Annotated in this window: 13 protein-coding genes; 3 read left to right on the top strand and 10 right to left on the bottom strand. The window is 54.1% G+C overall.

The window, feature by feature from the left end; all coding sequences use genetic code 11:
* Positions 1–2: 2 nt before the first annotated feature.
* Together ACMAY6_RS02445 and ACMAY6_RS02440 are read right to left on the bottom strand one after the other, a co-directional pair.
* Positions 3–446 (bottom strand): hypothetical protein, encoded by a 444-nt coding sequence (locus ACMAY6_RS02445; RefSeq protein WP_435214147.1) that lies wholly within the window; start codon positions 444–446, stop codon positions 3–5.
* Complete coding sequence (locus tag ACMAY6_RS02440; protein ID WP_435214146.1) at positions 406–702, bottom strand: hypothetical protein; 297 nt, start codon at positions 700–702, stop codon at positions 406–408. The genes ACMAY6_RS02445 and ACMAY6_RS02440 overlap by 41 nt, the downstream gene beginning before the upstream one ends.
* Positions 703–844: 142 nt before the next feature.
* Between ACMAY6_RS02440 and ettA the strand changes: the two genes are divergently transcribed.
* Entirely contained in the window at positions 845–2,539 is a 1,695-nt protein-coding gene (gene ettA, locus ACMAY6_RS02435) for an energy-dependent translational throttle protein EttA (protein WP_435214145.1), read from the top strand.
* A 58-nt stretch (positions 2,540–2,597) separates the two neighbouring features.
* Here ettA and radA read toward each other — a convergent pair whose 3' ends face one another.
* Positions 2,598–3,971, bottom strand: a complete 1,374-nt coding sequence (radA, locus tag ACMAY6_RS02430) for a DNA repair protein RadA (protein WP_435214143.1) — start codon at positions 3,969–3,971, stop codon at positions 2,598–2,600.
* A 94-nt stretch (positions 3,972–4,065) separates the two neighbouring features.
* On the opposite strand from radA, the gene ACMAY6_RS02425 reads away from it, so the two are divergent.
* Positions 4,066–5,226, top strand: coding sequence for a DnaT-like ssDNA-binding domain-containing protein (locus ACMAY6_RS02425; RefSeq protein WP_435214141.1), 1,161 nt, complete (start codon positions 4,066–4,068; stop codon positions 5,224–5,226).
* The gene (locus tag ACMAY6_RS02420; protein WP_435214140.1) at positions 5,129–5,800 is read left to right on the top strand and encodes a replication protein P; all 672 of its coding nucleotides are present in this window, start codon (positions 5,129–5,131) and stop codon (positions 5,798–5,800) included. The genes ACMAY6_RS02425 and ACMAY6_RS02420 overlap by 98 nt, the downstream gene beginning before the upstream one ends.
* Positions 5,801–5,872: 72 nt before the next feature.
* Here the strand turns inward: ACMAY6_RS02420 and dnaB are convergent, their stop codons facing one another.
* The 7 genes from dnaB to rnr all read right to left on the bottom strand — a co-directional run bounded on the left by dnaB (position 5,873) and on the right by rnr (position 12,803).
* Positions 5,873–7,273, bottom strand: a complete 1,401-nt coding sequence (dnaB, locus tag ACMAY6_RS02415) for a replicative DNA helicase (RefSeq protein WP_435214138.1) — start codon at positions 7,271–7,273, stop codon at positions 5,873–5,875.
* Between the two features lie 120 nt (positions 7,274–7,393).
* Positions 7,394–7,843, bottom strand: a complete 450-nt coding sequence (gene rplI / locus ACMAY6_RS02410; protein ID WP_435214137.1) for a 50S ribosomal protein L9 — start codon at positions 7,841–7,843, stop codon at positions 7,394–7,396.
* A 55-nt stretch (positions 7,844–7,898) separates the two neighbouring features.
* Entirely contained in the window at positions 7,899–8,771 is an 873-nt protein-coding gene (locus tag ACMAY6_RS02405; RefSeq protein WP_435214135.1) for a hypothetical protein, read from the bottom strand.
* A 12-nt stretch (positions 8,772–8,783) separates the two neighbouring features.
* The gene (gene rpsR / locus ACMAY6_RS02400; protein WP_435214133.1) at positions 8,784–9,011 is read right to left on the bottom strand and encodes a 30S ribosomal protein S18; all 228 of its coding nucleotides are present in this window, start codon (positions 9,009–9,011) and stop codon (positions 8,784–8,786) included.
* Positions 9,012–9,014: 3 nt separating this feature from the next.
* Entirely contained in the window at positions 9,015–9,470 is a 456-nt protein-coding gene (gene rpsF / locus ACMAY6_RS02395) for a 30S ribosomal protein S6 (protein ID WP_435214132.1), read from the bottom strand.
* Between the two features lie 133 nt (positions 9,471–9,603).
* Positions 9,604–10,350 (bottom strand): 23S rRNA (guanosine(2251)-2'-O)-methyltransferase RlmB, encoded by a 747-nt coding sequence (gene rlmB, locus ACMAY6_RS02390; RefSeq protein WP_435214130.1) that lies wholly within the window; start codon positions 10,348–10,350, stop codon positions 9,604–9,606.
* A complete protein-coding gene (gene rnr, locus ACMAY6_RS02385; RefSeq protein WP_435214129.1) occupies positions 10,347–12,803 on the bottom strand; it encodes a ribonuclease R in 2,457 nt (818 codons plus the stop codon). Before rnr ends, rlmB begins: the two co-directional genes overlap by 4 nt.
* Positions 12,804–13,165 lie beyond the last annotated feature (362 nt).

Genomic DNA, 13,165 nt, shown 5'->3' with positions numbered 1-13,165 from the left:
TTTCATATAATGTCGCCGATTTTAATCAGCAGCATTTCAGAGCGGCGCAGGCCCATATCTAGCCCCGATAGCAGCACGATGTAATTACGTAGTTTTAGCGCTTCACTGGCAAAGGGGTTATCAGCGCTTTTAGGATGCATGACCTCTAACAACCGTCCGCGCTCCTGATGGGTCAGCCCCTTCATTTCTTCAACCCTGGTCTTTTTCCAGGCAGGTTTAGCAGCTTTTATCTTGCGATTAAAACGCCGTACTACATCATCAACTGCCGCATCCCGTGAAGTTTGATCTCCGAGTTTGTCATATAGAAACTTCAGATAGTCACGCACTGCCTCAAGCCGCTGTTGCGCATGTACTCTACCCACGGATTCAAATGCCGCTGGAGGCAACCGAACACTCGAATGTTTTTTATTCAGTGTTATTCTTTTGGAAGCCAGCGTCGCTGACAAAACGGGATATCTCTTCATCGATCAGATAGCTGGACTCAGGCCGTTCCTCCAACAGTGGAATTAGGTCAATCGATTCATACTCAAGAAATTCCTCAAATAGCACGATGTGTTCAAAGTATTTTTTCTGCGTGTTTAATGCTCGACCTGAAAGCTCCAGGGTCGCATAAAGATTCGGAAAACAAACAGGCATACAATCTTTTACTAGCACTTTTGCCCTAGCGCCATTTATCATGATCTCTTGAATTTTATGACCCATAACAACATCCAAAACATAACTTTTATGATTAGAGTAACGAACAGGACCAGGTCAACCAAAAACATAACTTCTAATTTTATATCTCGCGTGTCGCAAAAACCTCAAAAAGGCCTATCGATATCGACAGAAAGGCAAGTAAAACATGTCAAAAGATAACAAAAGCGGAAAAACAGGTTCTTACGTTTACACCATGAACCGCGTTGGCAAAATGGTCCCACCCAAACGTGAAATTCTTAAAGATATCTCTTTGTCTTTTTTCCCCGGCGCCAAAATAGGCGTGCTCGGCCTCAATGGCGCAGGGAAGTCGACACTGCTTAAAATCATGGCAGGCCTCGATACCGATATCCAAGGTGAAGCAAGGCCACAGCCCGGCATTAATATTGGCTACCTCCCTCAGGAGCCCCAGCTGAACCCCGACAAGGATGTTCGTGGCAATGTTGAAGAAGGTGTCCAGGAAGCCATCGACGCCCTGCAAGGTCTGGACGCTGTTTATGCCGCCTACGCGGAGCCCGATGCCGACTTTGATGAGCTGGCGAAAAAGCAAGCGCGCTATGAGGATGTTATTCAGGCGAAGGATGCCCACAACCTTGATACTCGCCTAGATATTGCGGCCAATGCGCTGCGGCTCCCGCCTTGGGACAGCGACGTGGCGACGCTGTCTGGCGGAGAGCGGCGCCGGGTCGCGCTGTGCCGACTTCTGTTATCCGAACCCGATATGCTGTTGCTCGACGAACCCACTAACCACCTCGACGCAGAGTCGGTGGCGTGGCTTGAGCGCTTCCTTGAGAATTTTTCCGGTACCGTTGTGGCCATTACGCACGACCGCTACTTCTTAGACAATGCCGCGGGCTGGATCTTGGAACTGGATCGTGGCCGAGGTATTCCCTACGAAGGCAATTATTCAACATGGCTCGAAGCCAAAGAGACTCGCCTCGACCAGGAACAGCGCACCGAGGCCGCCCATCAAAAAGCCATTAAAGCCGAACTGGAATGGGTGCGATCCAACCCCAAGGGCCGTCAAGCCAAAAGCAAAGCCCGCCTTGCGCGCTTTGAGGAGTTAAATTCCCAAGAGTTCCAAACACGCAACGAGACCAATGAAATCTATATTCCACCTGGACCTAGGCTGGGCGATAGAGTTATTGAGGTTAAAAACCTACGAAAAACCTTCGGCGATCGGCTTCTTTTTGACGACGTCACTTTCACAGTGCCTACCGGCAGCATTGTCGGCATTATCGGCGCTAATGGCATGGGTAAGTCCACACTCTTCAAATTGTTAATGGGCATAGAAAAACCTGACGGCGGTGAAATTGAGCTGGGTGAAACGGTGCAACTGTCTTACGTCGATCAGTCTCGAGATGATTTAGATGGCAGCAAAACCGTTTGGGAAGAAATCTCTGATGGCCTCGATATTATGCGCATTGGCAGTTACGAGTTGCCTTCGCGATCCTACGTCGGACGCTTCAACTTTAAAGGTTCGGACCAACAAAAATTTGTAAAAGATCTGTCGGGGGGTGAGCGCAACCGCCTGCACTTGGCCAAGCTCCTCAAACAAGGTGGCAACATGCTGCTGCTCGACGAGCCTACTAATGACCTCGACATTGAAACCCTTAGAGCTTTGGAAGAGGCCATCCTCGCATTTCCAGGCTCCGCCCTGGTCATTTCTCACGACCGCTGGTTTTTAGACCGTATTGCCACCCACATATTGGCTTACGAAGACGATGGCGGCGTGACATTCCATCAAGGTAACTTCACGGAATATGAAGAAGATCGCGTCGCACGCTTGGGCAAGGACGCCGATATGCCCAGCCGTGTGAAACACCGCAAATTAATGGGCTAAGCGCAAAGGCCTGCAACACCAAGCCCTGCTGACGCCTCAGGTCGTCAGAAAAATCGGCTCACAGCAGTGCCTCTAACGCTTCAGACAGCCGGGTGACGCCAATGACTTCAAGGCCCGCGATTGCCTGCTTGGGTACATTCCCCTTGGGCACAACTGCGCGCTTGAAACCGTGTTTCGCAGCCTCACTCAGTCGCTCTTGTCCCGAGGGTACTGGACGAATTTCTCCCGACAGCCCAACTTCGCCAAAGACGACCCAATCTCGCGATAAAATGCGGTTCTTCAGGCTGGAGACAACGGCGACCAGCAGCGCGAGATCGGCACTGGTCTCTGTCACTCGAACACCACCTACGACATTGGCGAAGACATCTTGATCGCCCACCATAATACCGCCGTGGCGGTGCAGCACCGCCAACAGCATCGCAAGCCTGTTTTGCTCAAATCCCACCGCGACCCGTCGGGGATTGCCAAGCGAGCTGTCGTCGACCAAGGCCTGAATCTCCACCAGCAGCGGGCGAGTACCCTCCCACACCACCATGACGGTTGTCCCCGATGCCGGCTCCTCAGCTCGATCAAGAAATATAGCTGAAGGGTTTTTTACTTCGCGCATGCCTCTATCGGTCATCGCAAAGACACCGAGTTCGTTGACCGCACCAAAACGATTTTTACTACTTCGCAGAGTGCGAAAACGGGAGTCATGTTCTCCCTCAAGCAAAATGGAGCAATCAATCATGTGCTCCAGCACTTTTGGACCCGCGAGATTGCCATCTTTGGTCACGTGGCCAACCAAAATTAGAACCACCCCCGACTGCTTGGCGTACCGCGTCAGTTGTGCCGCGCAGTCGCGTACCTGCGAAACGCTACCCGGGGCTGAAGCAATACCCTCTGAATGCATCACCTGTATGGAGTCCACCACCATGACTCGGGGTCGCATTTCATCGGCGGCCGCAAGAATGGCATCCACTTCGGTTTCCGCCATAAGCTGTAAGGCATCAACGGCGAGCTCTAGGCGATCAGCGCGCATGGCCACTTGCTGGGGACTTTCTTCACCAGTGACATACAGTGCAGGGCCACCCGCAGCAAGGTGACAAAGTGTTTGCAGCAGCAAGGTGCTTTTTCCTGCGCCGGGGTGGCCGCCGATGAGAATTGCCGAACCGGGCACTAACCCCCCGCCCAACACCCGATCAAGCTCAGTAAAACCACTGCTGAACCGAGGTACGTCGACAAGATCAATATCTTTGAGAACTTTCACCTCCGCTCTCGCTCCCGCGTACCCTCCTCGGCCTCCCCGCAGACTGCTTTTTCCGCTTCTGGCGGGGCCTAGGCGAATTTCTGTGATGGTATTCCACGCTGAACACTCACCACACTGTCCTTGCCACTTGCCGTAGTCTGCACCGCAGTCGTTACAAACAAATGCAGTCTTTGATTTGGGCATAAACGATTCCTAGAAGAAGATTAGCGACAAGGAGGTGCACGAACAGGCCTCACAGCGGTATGCTAGCAAACCCAAGCCTAAGATCCCTAACTTCATGCCGCCAGGTTCCCTCATTCCCGATCGCCAGCTGACGTTTTCGCCAGATCTTGCCGCGACCATTGGCTTAGAGGAAGCCATTTTGCTGCAGGGACTAGGCGAACTGCTATCGGGCAGACCGCAGGCAAGCCAATGCGTCGCACTTTCGGAGTTTGAGCGTAATTTCCCCTTCTGGGAGGTGCCTAAAATTCGTGAGCTTCTTGAGCGACTTGAAGCTCTGGGTATCATTCATGTGCGCCATGAAAATCAGAATGCTGACGTCATCCGAATTTCTGCAGTGGCAGCGCCATCGGCACTCGCAGCAGATAAGGCCCAAACCCAACCAGCACCCGGTCGGTCCAACCCAAATGCAAAGGCGCCACCAAGCTCCTATCAAGCCGAAAAAAAGTCACCGGAGCCCCCAGTCGTTAAAGCAGCTGCGCGATCTTGGCAACCGTCAGAAGACCTCTTAGATTTGCTGCACCTGAGCCACGGGATCAACAGACAATTTGCTTTGTCGCAACTGCCCCAGTTCAGCCCGGCCCCAACCGACCCTGCACCAGACAATCGCTTCAGGCAGCATGTACTCAGCGCTTGGAGACGTCACCAAAGTCAGCACCCAGCCTTTGAAATTACTGCGCCCCCGGCCTTCGATCAAAACTGGCGCCCTAGCGATGACGCATTGGACATTATGGCGGGTAACGGTGTCGACCTTGAATTCATAGACTCAATGCGACCCGAGTTTATTTTGTACTGGCGAGAACGTGGCGGACCGCCCAAAGAGGTCAACAGCAAATTCATAGGCTGGATTAGACAACGCTGGGTACGCTTTCAGGCAGGGCTAGGCCACAGCCCCGAGCCTCGACCCATGACACAGGACTGGCAACCCAGCGAGCAGGTCTTTGAGGTGTTGGCGCTGTCAAATATTGAACGCAGCTACGCCACAGAACGCCTGGGGGAATTCCGAGTTTTCTGGTGCGACTCCGGAGACCTCCAAACCTCTTGGAACAGCAAATTCTTGCAGCACGTCAAACACCAGTGGCGCTGGGAACAAGGACAATCAGGCAAAAAAGGGAATGACCATGGCGGACAGCAAGGACGTGGGCAGTCTGGCGGAGAACATCGTACGCGGGACCGATCGATCGCTGACGACCTCAGCGATACCAGCTGGGCCAACTGATGCGACACCGAGAGATGACTTGGCCGATACGATCAATCAGGTTTTTGCCCTGTTCAGGCTGAATTATCACAATCAGTTTTACGCGGCCTATGCCGACACCACCCAGCTGAACCAAATAAAACGCCTATGGCTAGAAGCACTCTCCAGCTTCACCGCGGAATCAATATTAACCGGGGCAAAGCGCGCAATTGAAGATAGTGATTACTTACCTACACTCAAGCGCATGCTCGACTGCTGCCAACTGGCCCTTGAGCGGCTAGGCGTACCACCCTTAAGAGACGCTTTCATAGAAGCCTGCGAGAAACCATCACCCAAACTGGCACAAACCTGGTCGCACCCGGTGGTGTACTTCGCAGGACGGGACAGTGATTGGTTTTTTTTGAGCAACAATGCCGAACGCATGACCCTGCCGGTTTTCAAAGGCCATTACGATCGCTGGGTAGCTCGATTGAGTCGGGGCGAAACGATAGTATTGCCAACACGCGCTGAGCTTACTGAGCCAGCAACCGTTGCGATGTCTAGAGAAGAACGGCAACAGGCCCTGAGCAAGCTTCGAGAGACGCTAGACCTGTAATGCTTCGTCTCCGGTGAGCCCCATGGAACGGCACCATGGCGCGTCGGCTTAGGGGAAGTCGCTTTGAGCGTGTTAGGCGTAACCGCCGTAATCACCCCTAGCTAAATTATCAAAGCGGGTATATTCGCCCTGAAAGGCCAGGCGACAGGTGCCTATAGGACCATTTCGCTGCTTGCCAATAATAATCTCAGCGGTGCCTTGATCCGGAGAATCCTCGTGATAGACCTCATCACGATAGATAAACATGATGACGTCAGCATCCTGCTCAATCGCTCCCGACTCACGAAGATCTGAATTTACGGGGCGCTTATTGGGTCGCTGCTCAAGTGCTCGATTCAACTGTGATAGCGCAACAACCGGACACTTAAACTCTTTAGCAATAGCTTTCAGGCTGCGAGAAATTTCTGAGATTTCTGCTGTACGCCCTTCAGTAGAACCCGCCACCCGCATGAGTTGAAGATAATCCACCATGATCATCCCCAATGATCCTTGCTCCCTAGAGACGCGCCGCGCTCGGGAACGCACTTCTGTGGGCGTCAGTGCTGGCGTATCGTCAATAAAAACGTTGGCCTCCTTTAACTTTGCCATGGCGGCGGAAAGTTTAGGCCAGTCCTCTTGCTCAAGTTTCCCGGTTCGCACACGGGTCTGATCGATCTTACCTAGCGAGGACATCATGCGGATGACAAGCTGTTCCGCCGGCATCTCCATCGAGAACACCAATATCGGCTTTTCGCTACCTGAAGCAGCATTCTCAACAAGGTTCATCGCAAAAGCGGTTTTACCCATCGAGGGACGGCCCGCCACTATCACCAAGTCTGAATCCTGTAAGCCCGAAGTCATGCGATCGAGATCAATAAACCCCGTCGTTAAGCCTAATATTTCGCCGCCGCTTTGAAATAGCTCTTCGATCCGCTCAAGGGCACCCTGCAACAACGGCTCCATGGCACGGGCGCCGCCGGTCTTAGGACCTTCCTCAGAGATCTGCATGATGCGCCGCTCAGCCTCATCGAGCAGTTCCTCAGCGGCACGACCCTCAGGGTGAAAGCCCGTATTGGCGATATCCTGCGCCGCACCGATCAACTTTCTGAGCACAGCGCGCTCATGTACGGCTGTTGCGTAAGCACGAATGTTAGCCGCAGTGGGCGTCGTTTCCGCGAGTTCAGCGAGATACGTATGGCCGCCGGCAGCGTCCAGCTCTCCCGTGGCCAGCAATCGGTCAGCCACTGTTATCACGTCAACGGGCTGGCCCAAATCGACGAGTTTTGCGATCTGACGAAATATGGCTCGGTGTTCCGGTCGGTAAAAGTCTTCGGCAACCACAATCTCGGCGATGGCATCCCAGCCTTCAGAGGAAATTAGCAAACCGCCAATAACCGACCGCTCGGCCTCAACGGACTGCGGCTGCATGCGAATGCGCTCGAGGTCTAAGTCACCCGTCGAAGGGGCGTAGGGGGGAGATGAAGATTGAGTCATTAACAGCTATCCGGTGGCCGGCAGTGCAGCATAACCCATGCTTGGGCGTACTGGGTACGCCCAAGTTGATTTGCAACGCTAGAGAGTATGATCTAACTACTCATAACGCTGCTCAGAGGCTCAGGCAGGAACGACGGATACGGCAATACTGGTGGCGACATTGCCGTGCAGTTGCAGCATAACTTCGTATTCGCCCAGGTCCCGAATCACGCCTTCTGGCAGGCGAACTTCGGCTTTATCGATGTCGACACCCGCTGCGGTGATCGCCTCGGAGATATCGCGGGTACCCACGGAACCAAAGAGCTTGCCCTCTTCACCCGCGGTTGCCTCAATCGAAATGCCTGCCAACTCGACGATCGCCGCTGCACGCTTCTCAGCTGCCTCCAACGAAGCGGCTGCCGCGGCCTCGAGCTCAGCACGTCGCGCTTCAAATTTAGCCACGTTGTCACCCGTCGCAGGGACCGCCTTGCCATGGGGAATTAAAAAATTTCGCCCGTAGCCTGCCTTGACATCGACCTTATCACCCAGACTTCCCAGGTTACCCACGTTTTCCAGCAAAATAACTTCCATTTTAACTTCCTCGCAGTCGGCCTACCCGACACCGTTCTTACAAAATCCAGAAGCCTCAGGCTTCCCCATCCGTTGACGCCGAAGACCATCGACGCCTGAAATCCAGAAGAGCATCGGCCATCACCAAGCCCAACAACAACCCTTTTACTGGGTCTAAAAACAGCCACATCGCATAAAACGCGACGAGGCTACCGTTACCTCGGCGGGTGAACGCAACCCAGGCGTGCACCAAGGCAAATCCCGCAAACATCAACGGCACTGCCCAAACCATTGCCCATCCGCTAACCCAAGAAGCTTGCAACCATAAAAAAATGGCCAATCCACCCAAAATTAGCGTGGCACCAACCGGCAAACGTAACCGGTGGAACTCAACCCGAAAACCTCCAGGGTTGTACAACAAGGCTTGCCAATATCTAGCCAACAACAAACTCAAAACCGCAGTCACTGCGTTACCGGCGGCGAGAATACCAGCGATCTGCCCAGGTGTAGGGCGCGGCAGCGTTATCTTCTCCCCACTTGCCTTCATATTGGCTTCGAGGTCACCAATTAGCTCGGCGAACACCACAACCAGCTGATCTAAAAATTCACCGCTAATTAACAGTAGGCCGGCACCACCCACTACTCCGAGCGCCGCGCTGGCCAAAATCGCTAATGCCAAGCTGACTGTCGTTCGCAGTATCACCGCCAGTACAAAGGTGCCCGCAAGCAACACGATACTGCCAATGTCGCCACTCATCCAAGCCGCTAATGACGCTGGCAGCAATGCCCAGAGCACCAGCCAACTGCCGTCAATGACCCCTTTACGCAATGTTACTAGCGCAATTGCGGCTGCACTGAGCCAGCCAAAAAGCAGGCTTCCCGCGCCTACCACCGCAACCGCTAGCGCCTGCCAGCGGCCACGCATAATAAATTCTGCGAGGCCGCGCATTACTTCACCGGCTTACTGGTGAGCGTCGGTGTAGGGTAGCAGCGCCAAAAATCGTGCACGCTTGACGGCTGTGGCCAACTGTCGCTGGTACTTAGCCTTGGTACCCGTAATACGACTGGGTACAATCTTTCCAGTCTCAGTAATGTACTGCTTCAGCGTATCGAGATCTTTGTAGTCGATCTCTTTGATGCCTTCGGCGGTAAACTTACAAAACTTGCGTCTACGAAAAAAACGAGACATGGCTCACTCCTCGCTGTTATCTGAATCTGATGGGGCTTCGGCCTCTGCCGGAGCGTCTTCGTTATCCTTGTCAGCTTCTGGGGCCTTGGTTTCTGCCGCCTGTCGCTCCTGATAGCGAGATTTACGCTCACGATCTTCTTTCTCGGCCTTCATGATCAATGACTCTTCAGTCACCAGCTCATCGCGACGGATTACGAGATTTCGGATAACGGCGTCGTTGTAACGGAAAGTAGTGCTCAACTCTTCCATTGCTTCGTTAGAAGCTTCAACGTTCATCATGATGTAGTGCGCTTTGTGCACCTTATTGATGTGATAGGCCAGCTGACGCCGACCCCAGTCCTCGAGCCGGTGGACTGTTCCGCCGTCTTTGGTGATGACGGCTGAATAACGCTCGATCATGCCCGGGACCTGCTCTGACTGGTCGGGATGAACCATAAACACAACTTCGTAGTGTCGCACTCGATCACTCCTTTCGGATTGCGCCACCCGCGTCCGCGGTATGGCAAGGAGATGGGGTTTACACCCCGCCTAATTTTCTGAGGCGCGGAGTTTACCCAGCACCAAGACACAATGCAATGGCGCTATTTTGGGCCTAGTTTGCGATTTGTCGCTGCCTGACCGCCTCAAACAGGCAAATACCCGTAGCCACGGACACATTCAGGCTAGAAACGGTTCCTTGCATGGGCAAACTTACCAAGAAATCACAGTTTTCCTCGGTCAAGCGTCGCATGCCCGCCCCCTCCGCACCCATCACTATGGCCAGGGGCCCAGAGAAATCCTGCTCAAATACAGTGCAGGACGCTTTGTCACTGGTACCAATTAGCCAAACACCCGCCGCTTTAAGTTGTCCCAACGTTCTCGCGAGGTTGGTAACTCGAACGAACGGCACGGTGTCGGCGGCACCGCAGGCCACTTTGCGCGCGACCGGTGAGAGGCCCGCAGCACCATCTTGAGGCACCACGACCGCCGTAACGCCAGCAGCATCAGCTGTACGCAAGCAGGCACCCAAATTGTGTGGGTCAGTGACCCCATCCAGAATCAACAGCAAAGGTGAGTCCTGACGTTGCAACAAGGCCATTAAACCGACCTCGTCGATCGCTTCTGTGGCTGCGCCCGATTTAACCTGAACTGCAATGCCTTGATGACGACCAGACGCCACGTCATCAAGGGCTGCTCCAGAAACGCGCTCGACGGTTACGCCTTGATCTGCCGCAAGACGCAGCAGGGCCTGAGCGCGCTTATCCCGCCGGCTGGCCTCTAACCACAAGGCCACGATCGCTTTGGGCTCCCTGCGTAGCAGTGCCTCCACCGCATGAAACCCATAAACCCAATCACTCACCGTTTACCACGCCCCGACTTAGACCCATCGGCGCGAGGCGCGCTGCCCTGCTTTTTACCCGGCTTACCACCCGTTTTAGATTTGGCATCTTTCGAGCGCCCTTGGCTGGTCGCTTTTTTGGCTCGCTTGCCACGGGATTCAGTGGCGTTAGATTTTCCCGCAGCACTTTTCTTCTTGCGAGAAGCGCCAGCAACTTTGCGCCCTTTAGGTGGCCTCGCGTCTGAGGCTCCCACCATCTCTAAATCTATTTTTCGTTCATCCAAATCAACCCTAGCTACCGTGACGTCTACCGATCCACCGAGTTGAAAGGTGCGACGAGTTCGGTCGCCTACCAACCGCTGCTTAGGCGCGTCAAAGTGGTAATAGTCTCCGGGCAACGCGCTGATATGCACCAACCCCTCAATGTAAAGGTCTTGAAGCTCAACAAAGATTCCAAAGGCCGTCACGGCCGTAATGACCCCCGCAAATTGCTCCCCTACCCTGTCCCTCAAAAATTCGCATTTAAGCCAAGCGTCAACCTCACGCGTTGCATCATCAGCACGTCGCTCGGTCAACGAACAGCGCTCTCCCAACGCAGTAACCGCGGCCAACTCGTAGGGGTATGAGGACTGGCTTTGTTGTTGCGTATCTTCAGAGCGGCGCGTTTGCTTGGGGAACTTGCCCCCGCGGATAAGACTGCGAATCGCTCTGTGCACTAACAAGTCGGGGTATCGTCGGATTGGCGAGGTGAAGTGCGCATAGGCCGGGTAATGCAACCCAAAGTGCCCCTTGTTCTCTACCTGATAGACCGCCTGACTTAACGAGCGTAGCAGCATCGTTTGAATCACCGAGGCATCGTCTCGATCTGATGCAGCCGCCAGCAGACGCTGATAATCCTCGGGAGTCGGTTTTTCCCCGCCGCCCAAGTCTAGCCCTAACTCACCCAAGAAGTCGCGCACATTGGCGAGCCGCTCGGTGCTAGGCCCCTCATGCACTCGAAACAAAACGGGCAGGCCCGCCGCCTCTAAAAACTCAGCCGTCGCCACGTTGGCTGCAAGCATGCACTCTTCGATCAGCTTGTGGGCGTCATTGCGGTGAACGGGAACAATCGCTTCAATTTTGCGCTCAGCGTTAAACTCGATACGCGTTTCAACGGTCTCAAAATCAATGGCGCCACGCAGCTCGCGGGCCCCTCGGAGGCAGGCATAAAGGGCATGCAAATGCATCAGACCGGGGTATCGCTCAGGGTCTACCGAATCGGCAAAACCCTGTTCTAACACCTGACCCACCTCGGTGTAGGTCAATCTGGCATGGGAGTGAATCACCGCTTCATAAAACGTACTGCTAACAACCTCACCCCTTTGGCCAATGGTCATCTCACAAACCATGGCCAACCGATCTACCTTGGGTTTGAGCGAGCAGAGCCCGTTGGAGAGCACCTCTGGGAACATAGGTACCACACGCTCAGGAAAATATACGGAGTTGCCCCGCTCAATAGCTTCCTGATCGAGGGCAGAGTCAGTAGTTACGTAATGCGACACGTCGGCGATCGCAACCCACAATCGAAAACCGGTGCCCTCAGGCTCGCAGTACACGGCATCGTCAAAATCTCTCGCGTCCTCACCATCGATCGTTACGAAAGGTTTAGTTCGCAGATCGATGCGGCCACGCTTGTCATCAGTATCGGGTTCCTCGCTCAAAGACGCCGCCTCATCGAGCACCGCATCGGGCCACTGCCAAGGGATTTGATGCGCCCGAATGGCAATATCAATTTCAAGCCCGGGATCAAGGTGGTCACCCAAAATTTCTTCGACTGAACCCTTGGCACCCAGCACTTGGGTGGGGTAATCGGTAATGCGTACTGACACCATCTGACCGGGCAGAGCACCGCGCGTTTGATTGGGCGGGATTAAAATATGTTGGGTAACTCGGGTGTTATAGGGCAGGAGAAAACCAATACCGCTCTCTTCCATGTAGCGACCCGGCAGTACTTCTACAGCGCGCTCCAATACCTCAACAACCTTGCCTTCGCGACGCCCCTTGGCATCCGTGCTCACCGTTGCTACGAGGGTGCGATCGCCGTCAAACACTTTCTGCATTTCTCGACTGCTGAGATAAAGGTCATCACCACCTTCGACAGGCGTGGCGAAGCCATAACCATCGCGATGCCCAATGACTCGACAGGTTTGCAACTCAAGGCGCTCGGAGAGGCCGATGCGTCCCCGCCGGTCGAGGTGCACCTGGCCATCGCGTCGCATCGCCATCACGCGGCGACGCAGTGCTTCAAGATCTTGATCACTCGACAAATCGAGTTTGCTGGCCAAACCCGATAGCTGAAATAATTCTCCCGAATCCTCGAGTATTTTGAGGATCACCTCACGGCTGGCAATCGGATTTTCGTAGCGACTGGCCTCAATGGCCGCATTGGGATCCTTTGGTTTTCGTGATTTCTTTGGGGCGTCAGTTTTTTTCAAGGTGAGTCATACTCTCCTGCTTGCAAGTAGGTCACCCTTTTTCGGATGGCAGCGGCCGAGTGAATGTACTGGCCGGTAAGTACTGATAGGTTACCAGTTCGGCGACAACAAATCCCCGCCTTAAGACGGGCCTCGCCAACCAGCTGCGAAGGTGCCAACAGAGCATTTTTGGTACCTTGACCCCGTTTGGCTGCATAGGCCAAATCGCTACAGGCACATCCTGCAGATATTAACTTTCAAGCTTGCGCCAATGCCCGAGCAGCCGCTCAGACCCACAGGGCCTTTGTGACCGAGCCCAAGGTCGTAAACCGATCCAGACTCTCAGCTCCGCGGCCAACCACCCAACCCTAGTCGTGGTAACG

It is taken from the genome of Luminiphilus sp. nBUS_16, assembly GCF_051201645.1.
In the GTDB taxonomy this organism is placed as follows: Bacteria; Pseudomonadota; Gammaproteobacteria; order Pseudomonadales; family Halieaceae; genus Luminiphilus.
The sequence above is the reverse complement of the archived record's forward strand: the minus strand, read 5'-3'. Positions and strand labels throughout refer to the sequence as shown.